The organism is Wenyingzhuangia fucanilytica (assembly GCF_001697185.1).
Classification (GTDB): Bacteria; Bacteroidota; Bacteroidia; order Flavobacteriales; family Flavobacteriaceae; genus Wenyingzhuangia; species Wenyingzhuangia fucanilytica.
Genome location: NZ_CP014224.1, coordinates 850,155 through 870,191 on the forward strand (window position 1 = coordinate 850,155; position 20,037 = coordinate 870,191).

Genomic DNA, 20,037 nt, shown 5'->3' on the forward strand with positions numbered 1-20,037 from the left:
TTTATTTTAATATGAATTTTTTATTAAAATACGTGTTTTGTTGGGTTTTTTATAATAAATGGGTTTTGTTTTATAGTTTTTTAGTTATAATTTATAGTTGATGTAAGGGTCAGAGTTTAGTTTTAGATCATAACTAAAACTTATATTTAATAATGAAAAAACAAAATTACTTTTCAAAATTTAAGACACTATTATTTGTATGTCTTATTTCTAGTGGGTTAAATGCTCAAACAACAATTAATTCGCTAACAGAATTAAAAACTTACATTACCCAAGACAATGTAAATGCGGTAATGACTCCAGGAACTTATGTTATTAACTCTACAATAACTGGAACTGGAAACTTGCTTCCAGACCCAATCATGTTTGAGTTTACAGGTTCTAATAGTACTTATGATTTTACAGGAGTAACATTTGAATTTAATACAGAAATTTTAAATGATTATGGAAATGTAGAGGTCGTAGAATTACGCATTTATGGGGATAATAATGTGTTGAAAAATCTTACCATGGAAGATATTGGTACCGATGCTCCAAGAAAAAGAGCTAGGGCTATTCATTTAGATGGATTAAACAATAGAATAGAGGGGTTTCATATAACAGTGCAAGGTTCTTACCCATATGGTTATGGTGACTTATTTGGTAAAGGAGGTACTAATACAGTTATCGGTCACAGAAAACATTCAGGTATTTTGGTGCGTGGTGATGGAAATCATATCAAAGATTGTACTATGATTCATAGATCTTACGGACACGGTATCTTTATTCAGGGAGGAAAAAATGTGTTGATTGAAGGGGTTTATATGGAAGGAGATGATTTACGAACTACAGATGATGTTTTAGCAGAAGCAGGTACTGGTTCTCCTGCAGACAATGTCGCTTTTATGACTACATGGGGGTATACAGTTCCAGCAGGGTATATGTTTAGTAAACAAGAAGATGGAATAAGAACTTATGCATCGGCAGGATTGTATTCAAATGATAAAACAGGAGCTACAACTACTAGTTCTACAGAAAATGTAACTATTAAGAATTGTACAGTAAAAAGAATGAGAGGTGCATATTCATTAGCTTTTGGAGGTGGAAGTATTAGTGTAGAAAATTCTTCGGCAATAGAATGTGAAGGAGGTTTTGGTATTATATCAGGGGGATTGATTCAAAATTGTTCAGCAGATGCAAAATATGGAATGGTCTATGGAAACGCATACAATACCAATAAAAATATCACAGCAGATATTACTATTTTAAATAGCGATGGTGGTTATGGGCCACATCAGTTAGCATATGTTGGTGGTAGTGATAATGATATTACTTTTAGGAGTTCAGAAAGTTATGTTTCTCAAGGTAGAAAAATACAGCTAGCTGGTGAAAAAAATGACATGAGAATGTTAAATGGAGTAAATCCAAGTCAAACTCGTCATAATTCATCATCAAATACAATTGTTAATGAGTCAGATTATCCTATACTGTTAGATAGCGGATCAGTAACTATAGATTCAACAACCTATACTTGGGATGCTTCAAACAACACAATTCAATCATGTGGTACGGTCACAGATAATGGAACTAGTAATACAGTAAGTACAACAAGTTGTGGTACTTCTAGTAATTTAGCGTTAAACGGTGTGGCTTCTCAGTCTTCTTTAGATCATGGTGGAGTAGCGAGTAGAGCTATTGATGGTAATACTAATGGAAAATGGAGCAATAACTCTGTTACTCATACATTAAGTGAATCAGGAGCGTGGTGGCAAGTAGACTTAGGTTCAGATAGAGCTATTGGAGATATCTCAATATTTAATAGAACGGATAGTTGTTGTAAGGCAAGGTTGAGTGATTTTACTGTTTCTGTTATTTCGGCTAATGGAACTACAGTGTACTCTCAAACTTTTACATCAGTACCAGATCCATCAGTATCTTTAAACGCTGGAGGTGCTATTGGAAAAATTATTAAAGTTGATTTAAATGTAACAAATCCGTTGTCTTTAGCTGAGGTTGAGGTTTATGAGTATGAAGGACCAACACCGACGACTTTTACAATTCAAGAAAACACAACTGGCTTTTGTGGAGTAGAAGGAACGGTTGATAGTAATAATACAGGATATACAGGAACAGGATTTAGTAATACAACAAATACATTAGGAGCAGGTGTTGATTGGAGTATAGATGGTGTTGCAGGAGATTATACTTTTGTGTGGAGATATGCTAGTACCTCAAACAGAGCTGCTGACCTTATTGTTGATGGGAATACAGTTGCTAGTAATATTGCTTTTAATTCAACAGGAGTATGGACATCTTGGACTGCGCAATATGTAACAGTAAATTTGGGAGCAGGTGTTAAAGATGTAAGGTTAGAAGCAGTTACAAGTTCAGGTTTAGGAAATATAGATTATTTAGAGGTAACAGGACCAGATTCTAGTACAGCATCTTGTCCATCTTCTTCTAGAGTTGCTAAAAGTAATGTTGAGATTTTAGAGAGTGAATCAAATAATAATTTGTTGGTTTACCCAAATCCAGTTTCAAATAATCTTACTGTTTCATTAAAGAATACTTCTTTTGATATTAACGAAACCATTGTAAAGATTTATAATGTAAATGGGCAAAAAGTATTAGAATCAACATTCACCAATGAAGAGGTTAATCTTGTGTTAGAAAAACTAAATAAAGGAATGTATATTTTAGAGTTGAGTGACGGTAAACAAATAAAAGTGGAAAAAATATTTAAATTATAGAGGTACTTTTATAGTATAGAAAAGGCTGGTAAACATAATTATGTTTGCCAGCCTTTTTTGTTTATAACCAATGAATATAAGCAGTTAAAGGAGAATAAGAAGTATATTTTATACAATATGAATGATAAGTTATAATATAGAACCTCTAAAATAGATATTTTCGTATTGTATTAAGAACATGAAAAAAACTGAATAAATAATCAAACCATGAATTTAAATCGTTTAAAAAATATTGCTACTAAATGCATCATGTTGTCTTTAGGAACCATCTTAATGGTATCTTGTAAGGAAGCATCTAAAACACAAGAGAAATCTAAGCCTAATGTTATCCTTATTATGGTAGATGATGAAGGGTATGGAGATGTGGGAGCTTTAGGAAACAAAAACATCAATACACCTAATATTGATGCTTTACATGCTCAAAGTACAAGATTTACAGATTATCATGTTAGTCCTACTTGTGCACCTACAAGAGCAGCAATTATGACAGGTCACCATAACTACAGAACAGGTGTGTTTTTTACGATTAAAGGAAGGTCTTTAATTCTTGAAAGAGAAACTACCATGGCACAAATATTCAAAGAAAACGGATATAATACAGCCATGTTTGGAAAGTGGCATTTAGGAGATAATTATCCTTTTAGACCACAAGACAAAGGATTTGATGAAGTGTTGATGAATAATGGTGGAGGAGTTGGACAAACTATGGATTATTGGAATAACGATTATTTTGATGATACATATGTACACAATGGAGAATTTAAAAAGTTTGAAGGATATTGTACAGATGTTTGGTTTGAAAATGCCAAAGAATATATAGGGAAACAAAAAGACCAACCATTCTTTTGTTACCTATCTACAAACGCTGCTCACTCACCATATTGGGTAGATGATAAATATTCTGATCCGTATAAAAATAATGATGAGATACCAAATGCAGCTTTTTATGGAATGATTACAAATGTAGACGAGAACATTGGGAAGTTGGTTGAGTATTTAAAATCCATTGATTTAATGGATAATACCATCCTTATTTTTACAACCGATAATGGTTCTGCAGCAGGAAATAAAATGGGAGAAGGTCAAGATCGTTTGGATGGTTTTGTTGCTAAAGGAAACAATGCAGGTATGCGTGGTGTAAAAGCGAGTATGTACGAAGGTGGACATAGAGTTCCTTTATTTATCCACTGGAAAGATGGAGGGATTAATGTGGGAAGAGATATTGATGCTTTAACAGCTCACTATGATGTGTTACCAACCTTAATAGATTTGTGTGGTTTAAAAGTTAAAGAAGATCTTAAGTTTGACGGTTCAAGTTTAGTTCCATTAATGAACGGAGATGATTCTAATTTTGAAGATAGAATTGTATATGTAAACACACAATTTTCTACAGATCCAGTTCCATGGAAGAGAACAGCATTAATGCATAAAAACTGGAGATTGGTAGAAGGAACTGAGTTGTATAACTTAGATACAGACCCAGAACAAAGAACAAATTTAGCAGATCAATACCCAGAAAAGGTTCAAGAATATAAAGAAGCTTATGATAAATGGTGGGCAGAAATTTCTCCAACTTTTGTAGAAAAGCCTTATTTTATAATAGGAAATAAAGCAGAAAACCCAACTACTTTATATTGTCACGATTGGCATACCGATACATTTACTCCTTGGAAACAAGATCATATTAGAGAAGGACAAGTAAATAATGGATTCTGGAGAGTAAAAGCTGAAGAAGCAGGTACTTATACCATAAAGCTTCGTCGTTGGCCAGTAGAATCACATTTAGCTTTAGGAGCAAAAGCATCTGTTCGCCCAGCACTTGAAGGAACTAGTGTTACACCAAGTAAAAAAGGAAAAGCTTTAAAAATTGTAAATTCTAGAATTAAAATACAAAACATTGAGATGTCTAAAGAGGTAGATTTAGATGCAGAATATGTTGAGTATCAAGTTGAGTTAGAAAAAGGAGAAACCCATTTACAAACTTGGTTTACTTTAGATGATAAAACAGAAATAGGAGCATATTATGCAACTATAGAAAAAATATAAGTTTAAATTATAAACCCTTGATGATTAATTGATAATGATGAGAAAAAATATTTTATCTATATTGTTTTTTTCTGTTTTGTTGCTAAATTTTCATGCTGCTACAGCACAGGATAAGCATAAGCCTAATGTAATTATTGTCATTACCGATGATCAAGGAAAGGGAGATTTAGCTTGCGAAGGGAATCCTTATATTAAAACGCCAAATATTGATAAGTTTTATAATCAAGCGGTACGTTTTACAAATTACCATGTATCAACAACTTGTGCACCTACCAGAGGTTCTTTAATGACAGGTAGACACAGTAACCGTATCAATGTTTTTCATACCATAAACGGGAGATCTATCTTGTTTGAGGATGAGGTTACTTTACCTCAAGTTTTTGCGCAAAATGGATATACCAATGCTATGTTCGGAAAATGGCATTTAGGAGATAACTATCCCTATAGGCCAGAAGATAGAGGTTTCCATGAAGTTGTAAGACTAGGAGGTGGAGGTATTGGTCAAGGTCCAGATTATTGGGGTAACGATTATTTTGATGATACTTATTGGCATAACGGAAAAATGGAGAAATACAAAGGATATTGTACGGATGTATTTTTCTCTCAAGCTATAAGTTTTATTGAAAAAAACAAGGATCAACCATTCTTTTGTTACTTATCTACAAATGCTCCACATTCACCATATAACCTTCCTGAAAAATACTTTGATATGTATCAAGGGAAAGAGTACAAAGATTTAAACTCTAGGTTGTTAAGGTTTTATGGGATGATTACAAATTTAGATGATAACTTTAAGAGGTTAGAAAATAAGTTGCAAGAGCTAAAAATAGCAGATAATACCATTTTAATTTTTACAACAGACAACGGAACCTCTGCAGGGCGTAGTACTTATAATGCAGGTTTAAGAGGTAGTAAGGGAAGTCAGTACGATGGAGGTCATCGTGTTCCTATGTATATAAGATGGCCAAATGGACAATTAACGGGAGGAAAAGACATAGATGAGCTAGTTGCTCATTATGATATGTTGCCAACTTTTGTTGATTTATTAGGGTTAGACTTTAACCCAGTAAAAAAACTTGATGGTAAGAGTTTGGTTCCTTTGTTAAAAAATGATGAGGTAGCATGGGAAAATAGAATTTTATACATGGATACTCAAAGAGAGCAAAACCTTATAAAATATAGAAAATATACCGTTATGGATAATGATTGGCGTTTGGTTGATGGTAAAGAACTTTATGATATTAATAAAGATTTAGGTCAACAAAACAATGTCATAGACCAATATCCAGAAGTAGCTGCTAGATTATCGGTAGGGTATGAAAATTGGTGGGAATCTTTTGTTGATGAGGGTGTTAATCAAAGATATGCATATATCAAAGTAGGTTCACCAAAAGAAAATCCAACCAGACTTTCTGCACATGACATGATTGTTGGTAAATACAGTCCGGCATGGCATCAGGATGGTGCTAGAAATGCTTCTCCTGCTGGTGGTGGAAAATGGAAAATTGAATTTGTAGAAGATGGTGAGTATACCATTAGTTTAAGAAGGTTTCCTAGAGAAAGCAATTTGGCTATTAATAGTACTTTTCCTGCGCAAGAAAAAGCCGTTCAATATGATAAAACATCACCTGCAAGTGTAAAGTCAGATTTTAAAGAAGCCTTTTTATATGTAGCCAATATTTCTAAAACTTTAGCCGTAGAAAAAGGAACTCAAGAAGTTGTCTTTAAAGGAAATATCCCTGCAGGTAAGTATGATATGGAAGCTCAATTAATTGATGAGTCAGGGAGATTACATCCTGCATATTATGTATATGTTGAAAAAAAATAAAAGATGTTTGTAAACATGAAAAAATTAAGAATTGTATTTGTTGCTTGTTTTGCACTGGTTAATTTTTTGAGTATTGCTCAAGAAAATAAACCCAATATTGTAATAATATATACAGATGATCAAGGAGTTGGAGATGTAGGAGCTTTAAACCCTAATGCCAAGTTCAACACTCCTAATATGGATAAAATAGCTAATGAGGGAATTATATTTACTGATGGACACAGTAGTGATGCTGTTTGTACTCCCTCTAGATACAGTTTGTTAACAGGACGTTATAGCTGGAGAACCAGTCTAAAAAAGAATGTGTTGCATGCAGACGGGCCTTGTTTAATAGAAAAAGATAGAATGACTATTGCTTCTTTACTTCAAGAAAATGGTTACAATACAGCTATGATTGGTAAGTGGCATTTACAAATGGAGTTCGAAGGAGAAAAAGGAAAGGGTAGAGATTGGTCTAAGCCGTTTACTGATGGACCTATTGAAAAAGGGTTTGACTATTACTTTGGAATAGCAGCCTCTATGAATTATGGAATTTTAACATATTTAGAAAACGACAAAGTACTAGAAGCTCCATCAATGTACACTAAAAAGAAGATGGATGTTACGCCAAGAACTTATAGAATGACGCCTCCTTATCAACAAGATAATGCTAAAGGATATGTAGAGGTAGCTCCTTCTTTTAACGATGAATTGGTTTTAGAAACTTTAGCAAATAGAGCCGTAAGTTATATAAATGATGTAGATAAAGAAAAGCCATTTTTCTTATATCTGCCTTTAACCAGTCCTCATTTACCACATTGTACGCATCCAGATTTTCAAGGTAAAAGTAACTGTGGGAATTATGGAGATTTTATGCAAGAAACAGATTATCGTGTAGGTCAAGTGCTAGATGCTTTAAAACAAAATGGTTTAGAGGAGAATACTTTGGTTATTTTTTCTTCGGACAATGGAGCAGAGTCTAATTATGCATATCAAAGAGATACTTATCAACATTATAGTTGTATGGATTTTAAAGGTGGAAAACGTGATATTTATGAGGGAGGACACAGGGTTCCATTTTTAATGCGTTGGCCTAAAGTAATTAAAGCGGGTACTAAGGTAGATGAACCAGTTTGTCAGACTGATTATTTAGCAACAATTGCTGAAATTATTGATGTAGCGTTACCAGATAATGCTGCGGAAGATAGTTATAGCTTATTATCTGTAATGAAAAATCCTAATAAAAAATTAAAGAGACAGTTAATAAATCATTCTTTTACAGGTCATTTTGCTATTAGAGAAGGAAAGTGGAAGCTAAATATGCTTAGAGGTTCTGGTGGCTCATTAAAGCCTGTAATTATTGAGCCTAAAAAAGGCGAAGCTTTATATGAGTTATATGATTTAGAGAATGATCCAGGAGAAACCAATAACCTGTATTTTAAATATCCTAAAGTTGTAAAAAAATTAAAATCTAAAATAAGTAAAATCATTGCTAATGGTCGTTCTACAAAGGGAAAGCCACAGCCTTATGTTAAGGGGAACTGGGAGCAGGTTAGTTGGATGTCTTTAGACTAAAAAACCACTTATTTATTGATAAAAAAATAAGCTATGAAGTTTTACAATTTGATATTGATGTTTGTATGCTGTGTTGGATTTAACTTTTCAATACATGCTCAATACCCAGAAAACAGAATGAAATCATCTAGTGTTAAAGATGATGGTTTTGTTGATCTTTTTAATGGTAAAAACTTAGATGGGTGGTATTTAAAGTTAAGAAATGGTGATGAGGAGTTAGCTAAAAAGGTTTTTGCTGTAGAAAAGAATATGATTCATGTTTTTAATGACAGCTTTCCTGGAGAGTACAAATTAAATACAGGTGAGAATGATACTCATGGTTTGTTTTATTCTAAAAAATCATATAGTAAATACATTCTTAGATTCCAATATAAATGGGGAAAGCGCAAGGCAAATAATTTTGACAAATGGCAGTATGATGCTGGGGTTTATTATCACGTAACAAACGATAAGGTATGGCCTGTTGGGATTGAATATCAAATAAGGTATGACCATATTAATAAAAGAAATCACACAGGAGATTTAATCAGACCAGAAGGTGTAGATTACGACTGGTATTGTGATAAAAATGAAAAGACTTATCTACATCCAAATCAAGGAGGTAAGTTGGAACAGACAAAAAAGGAATGGCTTCATTTTGCATCGCCTACTACAAAATACAATGCTGTAAATAATCAATGGAACCAGTGCGAAATAATAGTCATGGGAAATCAATACGCTATTCATAAATTAAATGGAGAAGTAGTAAATATGGCCTATAACTTAAACCCTGGGGCAGGTGTTTTTGGCTTTCAATCAGAAACGGCTGAAATTTATTATAGAAACATCAAAATCAAAGAGTTTGATGAGGTTATTCCTGCTAAAGTCTTTCTTAAGTAGTAGGTAATAATAGTTTGATCCTTTAAAGACTATGGATATTGAGGTTTTGCCTAATATCTATAGTGTGCTAACACATTTTCTTAGTGATAGCTAATCATATTATTTTTTAGATTTTATTCAAATTTATTAATTGTAAAAACACTGTTAATTGATATCTTGATTACATATATATTATATATATGGTCTTTATATTGAGTTTGTGTTAGTTTTAGATGGTTTTTATTGTGAATAATACAAATTAAAATTCGTACCTTAATAAGAGGATAAGGTGTTTTATAAAAATGGATATATCCTGAATGATTTAAAAAAAAGAATCAGCTTTTGAACTTATTTTCTTATGGAAATTTTGTCTTAGGTGCTTGGGTGAATCATAATAGGATTATATCAATAATTAAGCACAGAACACTCAAAATGAGGCTTGAAATTTAGTTCAAAAACACTATGGATTTAGAATTAAATATAATGTCAAAAAAATAACTTAAAAATAATGATTTTTTATGTTTTTGGCTTTAATGCTAATAAAAACAGGGGTAATGGGTCATGTTTTATGTTAAATGAGTAATAATTTATATTTCTATAAAGGGGTTTTTGTTAAAATTACACTTAGAAACTTAAGACTATTTACCAATGAATTAACAATGCTATTTTTTATGATAAAAAATCAAAGAACTATACTAATTGAAAATTACTAACGAATTACAATTTTATTAAACTATGAAACAAAAAATTAAACAAACTGCTCGTCTTATAACAGCAGTATTATTTACCGTCATTTTTGCTATTGGTTGTCAGCCCGATCCGCTCGAGTATGCTAGACCAAAGGATTTGGTAGGGACTATTTATTTACAGCTTAAGGCAATGGGTGGTTTTGAGTACTATGTAAAGTGTATAGAAAAAACTGCGTATAAAACTCCTTTAGAAAAAGGTGGTTCTTGGACTGTTTTTGCTCCAACGGACGAAGCCTTTGAGGAATTTATGAGAGAAGAAGGATTTGGTTCTTTTGATGAAATTCCTTCTGAAAGAATTTTAGATTTGGTACAGTACTCAGTATTAAGTGGTGGTTGGAATACTACTAGTTTAACTTATTTTAATAATGCTGGTGTTGGTAATGCTTTTAAAAAGACAACTCAGTATTTAGATACTATTATTGATGCTGATGCTGCTAATTTTCCTTATGTTGACGAAGTAGAGCCAGGAAGAGTTTATAAGTTAGATAATAGTTCTGGTAGAGATAAAACAGTAGCTTACTTCTTACCTTATTATATGGAGAGTAAAGGAATAGAAAAAGCAGATTACAATTTTATTTTTGATGGAGAAACTTATGCTGATACTGATCAGATGAAAGTTTATGAAGCAAATGCTGTTAGAGCTAACATAGTTGCTGAAAATGGTTTTATTCATGCTTTAGATAAAGTAATTGAACCAAGAGAAAATATATATCAAGCTTTAATGTCTGATGAGTATAAAGATAAATACTCTATGTTTAAAAACTTGATAGATCGTTTTGCAAGTTTTAATTCTCAAGGTTTTCAATTAAATGAAGCAACAGGTCAGCAAGAAGAAATTTTTAGACTTGGTTTTAGAACTGGTCTTCAAAACAACTTGTTACCATATAACCCATATGACGAAGCTTACCCTCCGTTATTAAACAACGCAAACAGAACTCCGTCAAATGCTGTGGGTATGGCAATTCCTACTAATGAAGCATTGACTAGTTATCTTGAAGGGAATAGTATTTTAGGTCAGTTTTATAATTCGTATGATGATATGTCTATAGATGTATTAGCTACTTTTTTAGGTACACATTTCTTTTCAAATTATTATGATTTATGTCCAAGTAGAGAAGGAAGTGCTTTTAACGTATCTCTTAACTTAGTAGATTATAGTACTAGTGATGCTGTAGACAAAAGATTTTGTAGTAATGGTCTTTTTGTTGGTGTTAATAAAGTATATACTAATAAGAATTTCTCAACAGTATTGGGGCCTTTATTATTGAATCCTGATTATACAATTATGTTAAAAGCAATACAAGGTTTAGGTATTGCAGATGGTTTGTCAAGTAGAGGATCTAACTTTTCAGTATTTGGTATTGCAAATAATCAATTTATTGATATACCAGATCCAAATAGTGCAACAAGAAGAATTTCAGTAGTTGATTTTACAGACGATTTCTCTGTAGTTCAAATACAAGTTACTGGTGACCCAGATGCAGCAAACAATCGTTTATATCCAGAGAATATTGATAGTCCAATATCAGCTGATGTAAATTATGTAAACACAACTTTAGAGGCTATCGTATTAAATCAGATTGTGGATGAGAAGGTTACTTTAAACTCTGATAATTTTTATCAAACTAGAAGTAGAGCATTTATTAAAGCTTTACCTGATGGATCTCTTGCTGGGGGAGGAGATTTATTAGCTAATGAAAAGGCAAATATTACTTTAACAAGAACAACAGAAAACGGAAATTTCTATGAAATGGATAAGCATTTCCAAAGACCTTTAGATTTTGCTTATAAAAGTTTAGTTGATAACTCTGATAAATTCTCAAAATTCATAGAAGTACTTGAAGCTGTTGATGGGTTTATTACAATTCCTGGATATGCAGATGATAAGTTATTAAGTTTTGTAAGTTCTACTAGAAGTTATACAATGTTTGCTCCTAATGATGCTGCAGTTCAACAAGCAATAACTGATGGAGTAATTGTAGATCCAAACAATTTGCCTACAGATGCTGTTGAATTGGCAATTGCAAAAAGAGATCTTTTAAATTTTGCAAAGTTACATGTATTCCAAGACCCTATTGTTACAGACGGGGTTAGTTCAGGAGATTACAAGTCATTATATTTTGCAAGAGAAATTGATTTTTCTCCTGTATATGATGAGTTTCAAGTATCGAACTTCTTAACAGAATTAAGTGTAGAAGATCCAGAAACAGGGATAGCAATTGCAACAACAGGTGGATTGTTAAACTTATTTTCAAAAGGTATAGTTATTCACGAGTTGGATGGTTATCTAAAATTCTAAAACATTAAGCTAAATAATTTAAATATGAAATATAAACACAGGTCATATTCTTATATATTAATAATAGTATTTGCATTGTTTTCATTAAATAAAGCAGATGCACAAACATCAAGAACTATTATTACAGGTGTTGTTACATCACAATCTGATGGAGAACCATTGATTGGTGCTACGGTTATGGAAAAAGATAAAGATAACCGTGTAATTAAGTCTGCATTTGCTGACTTTAATGGTAATTATTCTATTCAAATCACAGACCCAAATAATGAATTGGTATTTTCTTATGTAGGATTTGATGCTAAATCAGTAATACCAGGTAATCAAAGAACTATTAATGTTGAGTTAATAGGAAACGTATCTGAATTAGAGGCAGTAGAATTAAGAGCTGCAACAAAAGTATTTACAGGAGAGTTTGATATAGATAAAAGAAGAATTGCAACAGCAGTTTCAACTATCTCTACTAAGGAAATTAGTGAAACATCACCTGCAAATATTATGGACCAATTACAGGGACGTTTAAGTGGGGTTGATATTGCAGCTACTTCTGGGGATGTAGGTGCTGGAATGTCTATTCGTATTCGTGGTACATCTTCTTTAAATGCAAGTTCTCAACCTTTAATTGTAATTAACGGACTTCCATATGAAACAGAAATTGATGAACTTTTTGATTTTGGTTCTGCTGATGAGCAACAGTATGCAGCAATGATTGGGGTATCTCCAGATGATATTGAAGAAATTTCTGTATTAAAGGATGCTGCAGCAACAGCACAATATGGTTCTAGAGCTGCAAATGGAGTTTTACTTATTAAAACAAAAAGAGGAGCAAAAGGTAAAGCGGTTTTCTCTTATAGTTATAGATCAACTATAGGTTGGCAACCAGATGGAATTCCATTGTTAAATGGAGACCAGTATTCAACTTTAATTAAAGATGAATTTATTTCTTCGGGTATTACCACAAGTTTTCCTCAAATTGAATATGATCCAACTTATGAGTTGTATAATTTATATAACAAAAACGTAAACTGGTTAGATGAAATTACAAGAATGTCTAATAAAAATGAGCACTTTTTAAGTGTTTCTGGTGGAGGGGAAAAATCAAGATATCGTATTTCAGGAAACTATAGAGATGAAATAGGTACTACTATAGGAAATGATTTTAAACAATTTTCTGCAAGAGCTATTTTAGATTATGATATTTCTGATAAAATATCTATTTCTACAGAACTTAACTATACTCATGGTTCTTTAAATAGACCATTTACTACTGGATTAGATAATGGTACAGGTATTAGAGCATTGGCTTTAATAAAAATGCCAAACCAATCTATCTATGAAATTGACGATAATGGAAATCCAACAGATATCTATTATACTCCTTTAAATGGATTTCAACCAGGAGATGCAGGTAACTTTAACCCAGTTGCTTTAGCCAACTTAGCTAAAAATCATGTAGAAAATAACAGAATTACACCTACGTTTAGATTTAATTATAAGCCATTAAAAAGCTTAAGATATGAGGCAATTGTGAATTTTGATATTGGTACAGACAAAACTTCTAGATTTACTCCAGAAGCTGCAGTAGCTACTACTTGGAACAGTGCAAGTGCAAACCAAGCAACTTTTGCAGATGCAGAATTTTTTGGAATGCGTACAGAAAACAAATTAATTTGGAATCCAGAAACTGGAGATAAGCACTCTTTATTTGCATTATTAGCATTCCAAACTTATGAAAAAACAAGTCAAGGTTATGCTGTTACAACAACTAACTCACCAAGTAGTTTAATTCAAACTCCTATTGCACAAACAAGAGTTGAGGGGAATGGTAATGGTTTAAGTTCTTCATTTACTCAATATAGATCACTTGCTTATAACTTTTCTTTTAACTACGCATTTTTAGATCGTTATATTTTAAGTGGAGGATTGCGTTCAGAAGGGAACTCTAAATTTGGTAGTAACTACAGATATGGAATTTTCCCAAGTATTGCAGCAAAATGGATTTTCTCTGACGAGCCGTTTATGGAAGATATTGAGTTTATTGATGAATTAGGGTTTAGAGCAAGTTATGGTGAAAACGGTAACTCTCCAAGTTTTAACTATGGTCAATACAATACCTATACTAATTACAACTATAACTACTTAGATGAGCGTCCAGTTATTCCACAAAACATGGAGTTAACAGACTTAAAATGGGAAACTGTAATTCAAAAGAACGTAGGACTTACTTATTCTTTCTTTGATTATAGATTAATGGGAGATTTAGAATTCTATAGAAAAGAAACTAAAGATTTATTAACTAAAAATGCTGCAATTCCTACCACATCAGGTTTTTCAAGTATTCCTTTTATCAATCAAGGAGATTTAGTTAACGAAGGATTTGAATTAAGTGTTAGAGGAAAGATTTTTAAAACAAAAGATTTTGATGTTGATTTAAACTTTAACATTGCTAGAAACTTAAACATTGTAACTAGAATATCTGATACTCAAATAACAGAAACAGGTAACCCTTTAACAACAGGTCCTGATGGTTATTTAAAAAGAGTACAAGTAGGAAATCCAATTGGTTCTTTCTACGGATATAGATACTTAGGAGTTTATAGTACTACAGATGAGTTAGTAGCGCGTGATGAAAATAACAACATTATTTATGACTTTGATGGTACTCCTAAAACAACAGTATTTAATGGAGGTAGAGCTTTTAACGCAGGTGAAGCTAAATATGAAGACGTAAATAAAGATGGTAACATCAACAGATTAGATGTTGTTTATTTAGGAAATGCAAACCCTTTATTATATGGAGGTTTTGGAGGTACTATAAGATATAAAAACTTACAGTTAATCCCTTTCTTTAACTTTAGATTAAAGCAAAAAGTAATGAACATCGCTAGAATGAATACAGAAAGTATGGATGATTTTGATAATCAAAGTACTGCGGTATTACGTAGATGGAGATACGAGGGAGATGTAACAGATATTCCTAAGGCTTCTTTTGCTAACCCTGTTAACACATTAGCATCTGATCGTTTCTTAGAGGACGCTTCTTTTGTAAGATTAAAGTCATTGACATTAAGATATAATGTAGCAAAATCATTAGCAGAAAAGTTTAACCTTACTAGTGCTATGTTCTTTGTTACAGGAACAAACTTAATTACGTTTACAAAATATTCAGGTCCAGATCCAGAAGCTGGTGTAGGTGGAGCATGGAACAAGATTGGTTATGATACTAGTCAAACTCCTAGAGCTCAGCAAATAACTGCAGGTATTAATCTACAATTTTAAACAGTCAATACTATGAAACAAAATATATTAAAAATATTCACATTAATTTCAGCTTTGTTGCTAACGTTAACATCGTGTGATGATTACTTAGATTTGCAACCAAAGGATAGTCTTATTCAACAAGACTTCTGGAAAAACAAAGAACAAGTTAAAGCTGCTTTGGCTGGGTGTTATGCCTCTATGAACCAATCTGCATTTACAGATAGAGTTTTAAAGTGGGGAGAGCTTAGAGCTGATATGGTAGCTCCATTTACAGCTTCAGGAAATGATGTCAATTTGATGAAAAATTATATGGTGCCAACAAATAATTTGTCTGATTGGAGATCTTTTTATGCAACCATTAATTACTGTAACTTAGTATTAAAGTTTGCAGATGGTGCTCAGGCTAATGATTTGTCTTTTACCGAACAAGAATTAAAAACATTTAAGGCAGAAGCTTTAACCATCCGTTCTTTGGTTTATTTAATTCTAGTTAAAAACTTTAAAGAAGTACCTTTAGTATTAACAGCTACATCAGACAATCAAGTTGATTTTTATGTAGAGAAAAATACTGAACAAGAAATTTTAACACAAATTATTACTGATTTAGAGTCAGCTGTAGAAGATTTAAACTTATCTTATGCAGATCCTAGATATGACAAAGGAAGAATGACTAAAGGTGGAGCTTTAGCTATTTTAGCAGATACTTATCTTTGGAATGAGCAATATGACGATTGTCTTTCTGCATGTACTCGTATTAATAATTTAAATAAATATGAGTTAGTAAATGGAGCTGAATGGTTCAATAGTCTTTTTATTGAAGGAAATTCTGTAGAAGGGATTTTTGAATTACAGTTTGATGATATTGCAGCTACTGTAAGAAATGCTTTCTATTGGGCAAATCCAGATTTTATTGCATTTGACGGTATTCAATCTCTTTATCACGAAGGAGGAATAAATGATGTTAGAGGACTTACTTCTACTTTTGATGATTTTCTTTTTGTATTTAAATATACAGGGTTAGATAGAACAGGAAGATATAGAGGTAACAATGATTTTTACAACAATTTTATTTTTTATAGATATGCTGATATAAAGTTGATGGAAGCTGAGGCTTACATTTTATCAACAACACAACAAGATTTACAAAAAGCATACGATTTAATAAATGAAGTACACCAAAGAGCAGCTAGTAATATTGTAGATCCAAACATTAACGAACCATTTTTGTTAGAAGCTTTATTATTAGAAAGACAAAAGGAATTTGCTTTTGAAGGAAAAAGATGGCATGATTTACTTCGTTTTGCTAAACGTAATAATTTTCAAAGACAGGACTTAATTCTAAATTTAGTAGATTTTAAGGCAGGTGATGAAGATTATGATCAGATTTTAAGTTTCTTTTCAAATACAGAATCTTATTATCTACCTATATATCAAGATGAATTAAATAGAAATCACAATTTAGTTCAAAATCCTTATTACGAAAACTAAACATTTAAAATTATGAAAACAACTAATAAATTTATTACTTGGTTTGGAGGGTTAGCATTATTAATACTAACAATGACTAGTTGTGAAGATGAGTTAGATGGTACTACTTACTTTACAACAGATGAAATGACCATTATGCAAACATTAGAAGCTAATCCAGAAAAGTTTTCGATGTATGTAGAGATGATTAAAAAAGCAGATCTTTTTAATGCATTAAAAAGTTATGGTAACTATACTTGTTTTGCACCTAATAACGAAGCTGTAAAAACATATATATCTGATAAATGGGGAGTTACTTCAGTAGATCAATTAAATACCCCTGAACAGATAGAGTTTTTAAAAACATTGGTAAGATTCCATACAACTCCTGTTGGAAGAGCTACAAGTAGTTTTATAGAAGGACGTTTACCAGATACTACTTTTACAGGTGATTTTATTACTACCTCTTATTTAGCTGGTGGTGGTATTGCTAATATTAAAATTAACAGAGAGGTTGGACTTGATAAATATGATATTAGAACTAATAATGGTATTATTCACGGTTTAACTGGTGTATTAGAACCTTATGTTAATTCAGTACCAAAAGTAATGGAAGATAGAGGTGAACATACAATTTTTGTTGAAGCAATGAAGAAAACTGGATATTATGATGTTTTTGATGAATTACTTAGACCTGATGGTTCTAAAAATAATTTTACAATTTTTGCTGAGTCAGATGAGGTTTATGCTCAAGAAGGAATTAATTCATTTGCAGACTTAGTGGCTAGAGTATCGCCTAATGAGCCAGATTTTGAAGATCCATTAAATGCTTTAAACAGATATGTTGCTTATCATGCTACTCAAACCTTTATGTATTCTACTGATATTCCTGAAGATGGATTTATCAATACAGTTTTACCTAAAAATGCTATTAAAGCATTCAAGACAGATAAGTTTTTAAAATTAAATGAAACTGAAGAAGGGGTTAATGATACTTGGACATCATTAATATATGCGGATAGTAATTATCCTGCAAAAAATGGAGTATACCATACAGTAGATAAATTATTTACCATTTTTACTCCTAAACCAAAGCATATCTTTTTTGATTTTACAAGTGATCAACCAGAGATTCAGTCTAAAGAAATTGGAGGTCAAAGTGATTATAGAGGTCCAGACGCTTATGAGTTTATCAGATGGGAGCCAGCAAGTCAAGAACAACGTCATTTAACACAAGGAAACAGAGTTAATTTAAATAGAAATGTATTTTCTGTACACAGTTATTCTTGGATGGAATTTGATACACCGGTAATTCCAAGAGGTAAATATGAAATGTTAATAGTTGGAAATATGTCTAGAAGAGGTAGAGGAGCTGTTCAGATTTATTGGGATGGAGAACCTTTAGGTAAAGTTTGGGACATGAACTCTGTAAGAAATACTGGTTGGCCTGATGCTACTCAAATGGAATTAAACGGATTTAGATTAGGATATGATTGGATTACAAATAATGCAGGTACTAGCCAAGCAGAACTAGAGTCTAATTCTAGATTCCTTATTACCGATGAACTTTTATGTTCTGAGCAAAAAAGACACGTATTAAGACTAGAAACTGTTAGGTCTGGGGTTACTCCATTAGATTTTGTTGAGTTTATTCCGGTTGAAGAATAAAAATTAAATATTAAAGATCTTAGAATGAAAAACATAAATAATTTTATATTAAACTTCAGTCAAATTATAGCAAGTCTAATGGTTGTAATAGCTGTTAGTAGTTGTAACTCATGGGATGACCATTATGAGCAATTAGATACTAGATTGGAGTCAGACATCATAACAGTATTGTCAGAAGACAGTAATTACTCAACCTTCTTGTCATTACTACAACAAACGGATTATAAAGATTTTCTAAAAACCTCTCAAGCTTATACTGTTTGGGCTCCAAATAATGCAGCTTTAGCACAGGTTTCAGATGATATTTTAAATGATCCTGATATGTTAAAACAATTAGTAGAAAATCATATTAGTAGAAACTCATACAACTCGAGTAACTTAGATACTCCACTTTTTGTTAAAATGTTTAACAATAAATATATAGAGTTTACAAATGCAGGAGGAAGTACATCTTTTGGTGGAGTTGAACTTATAGAGAAAGATGTTTTAACCGCTAATGGTATTTTACACAAAATAGGTACAACTTTAACAGTTAGACCAAATATTTGGGCGTACCTTAACGAAAATTCAGATGATTTCTTATCATTAATGGAGTATTTTAATCAGTTTAACGAAACTGTTTTTGATGAGCCAAATAGTGTAAGAGTAGGAAGAAATTCATTAGGACAAATTGTTTACGATTCTGTTTTTAAAACTTCTAATAAAAGGTTTGACTCTATTGGAGATTTAAGTTCTGAAGAAGAACGTTTTACTTTTATAGGTTTAACAGATGCTGTTTATACAGATGTGTTTAACTCTCTTAAAGGTTATTTTCAATATCCAGTAGAGGATAGTATTAAAAGTGTTACTGATAAAGTAATTTTTAACAACTTAAACTTTCCTGTAATTGATTCAGATGAATTAGATGGAACAGAATTGTTAACAACAACAGATAATCTGGTAACTATAAATAAAGCTTCTATTGCTGAAGAACATGAATTAAGTAATGGAAATTTATTTGTAATGAATCAGTATGATTTAGCTCCTAAAAATGTTGCTTATAAGCCTGTAAGATATGAGATAGAGAATATTGAAAGAAGAGAAATAGGATCGTTAGTAGATCTTACTATTTCATCAAGATTTAATTCTTTGGCTTCTGGAGGTTTTACTAACGTGGTAGATCTTCTAAATAGTCCTGATGGTAATGACGGTAACAACTATTTTGAAGTTGCTTTTGAAAACGTGTTATCTGCTAGTTATACTATCAATTTAAAGTTTACACCAGTGGGGGCACCACAACAAACCAAATTAAAATTTGAGTTTAGTTATGTAGATGAAAACAAAAACACTGTTGTTGATGAAATTGATGCCATAACAGTTAGTCATTTAGAAGATGGTATTATTAGTATAGGTGGTACATATGATATACCAGTGTATATTAATGAAGAAAATGATAATGAATACTCTGTAAAGTTAAAAGTTATTGTTGATGTAAGTGATGCAGAAACAATATTATACTCTCGTAGATTTGGTATTGACTATGCAGAATTAGTACCCGTAGACTAAATTATTACTATTAAAACTTAAATATGAATTATCTGA

The 20,037-nt window shown here is 31.8% G+C and carries 10 protein-coding genes; all 10 read left to right on the forward strand.

The window, feature by feature from the left end; translation table 11 throughout:
• The first annotated feature begins 152 nt into the window (after positions 1 to 152).
• The 10 genes from AXE80_RS03505 to AXE80_RS03550 all read left to right on the forward strand — a co-directional run bounded on the left by AXE80_RS03505 (position 153) and on the right by AXE80_RS03550 (position 20,001).
• Positions 153 to 2,729 carry a galactose-binding domain-containing protein gene (locus AXE80_RS03505; protein ID WP_068824494.1) on the forward strand — a complete coding sequence of 859 codons (2,577 nt, stop codon included), beginning with the start codon at positions 153 to 155 and terminating at the stop codon, positions 2,727 to 2,729.
• A gap of 207 nt (positions 2,730 to 2,936) precedes the next feature.
• Positions 2,937 to 4,775, forward strand: coding sequence for an arylsulfatase (locus AXE80_RS03510; protein ID WP_083194562.1), 1,839 nt, complete (start codon positions 2,937 to 2,939; stop codon positions 4,773 to 4,775).
• Between the two features lie 37 nt (positions 4,776 to 4,812).
• Entirely contained in the window at positions 4,813 to 6,603 is a 1,791-nt protein-coding gene (locus AXE80_RS03515; protein WP_157359341.1) for an arylsulfatase, read from the forward strand.
• 15 nt (positions 6,604 to 6,618) lie between these two features.
• Entirely contained in the window at positions 6,619 to 8,157 is a 1,539-nt protein-coding gene (locus AXE80_RS03520) for a sulfatase family protein (RefSeq protein ID WP_068824497.1), read from the forward strand.
• 33 nt (positions 8,158 to 8,190) lie between these two features.
• Positions 8,191 to 9,036: a 3-keto-disaccharide hydrolase gene (locus AXE80_RS03525; RefSeq protein WP_083194564.1), complete on the forward strand. Its 846-nt coding sequence runs from the start codon at positions 8,191 to 8,193 to the stop codon at positions 9,034 to 9,036.
• Between the two features lie 714 nt (positions 9,037 to 9,750).
• Positions 9,751 to 12,063 (forward strand): fasciclin domain-containing protein, encoded by a 2,313-nt coding sequence (locus tag AXE80_RS03530; protein WP_068824499.1) that lies wholly within the window; start codon positions 9,751 to 9,753, stop codon positions 12,061 to 12,063.
• Between the two features lie 24 nt (positions 12,064 to 12,087).
• Positions 12,088 to 15,339 (forward strand): SusC/RagA family TonB-linked outer membrane protein, encoded by a 3,252-nt coding sequence (locus AXE80_RS03535; RefSeq protein WP_068824500.1) that lies wholly within the window; start codon positions 12,088 to 12,090, stop codon positions 15,337 to 15,339.
• A gap of 12 nt (positions 15,340 to 15,351) precedes the next feature.
• Complete coding sequence (locus tag AXE80_RS03540) at positions 15,352 to 16,809, forward strand: RagB/SusD family nutrient uptake outer membrane protein (protein ID WP_068824501.1); 1,458 nt, start codon at positions 15,352 to 15,354, stop codon at positions 16,807 to 16,809.
• 12 nt (positions 16,810 to 16,821) lie between these two features.
• Positions 16,822 to 18,456: a fasciclin domain-containing protein gene (locus tag AXE80_RS03545; protein ID WP_068824502.1), complete on the forward strand. Its 1,635-nt coding sequence runs from the start codon at positions 16,822 to 16,824 to the stop codon at positions 18,454 to 18,456.
• A gap of 24 nt (positions 18,457 to 18,480) precedes the next feature.
• Positions 18,481 to 20,001: a fasciclin domain-containing protein gene (locus tag AXE80_RS03550; RefSeq protein ID WP_083194565.1), complete on the forward strand. Its 1,521-nt coding sequence runs from the start codon at positions 18,481 to 18,483 to the stop codon at positions 19,999 to 20,001.
• Positions 20,002 to 20,037 lie beyond the last annotated feature (36 nt).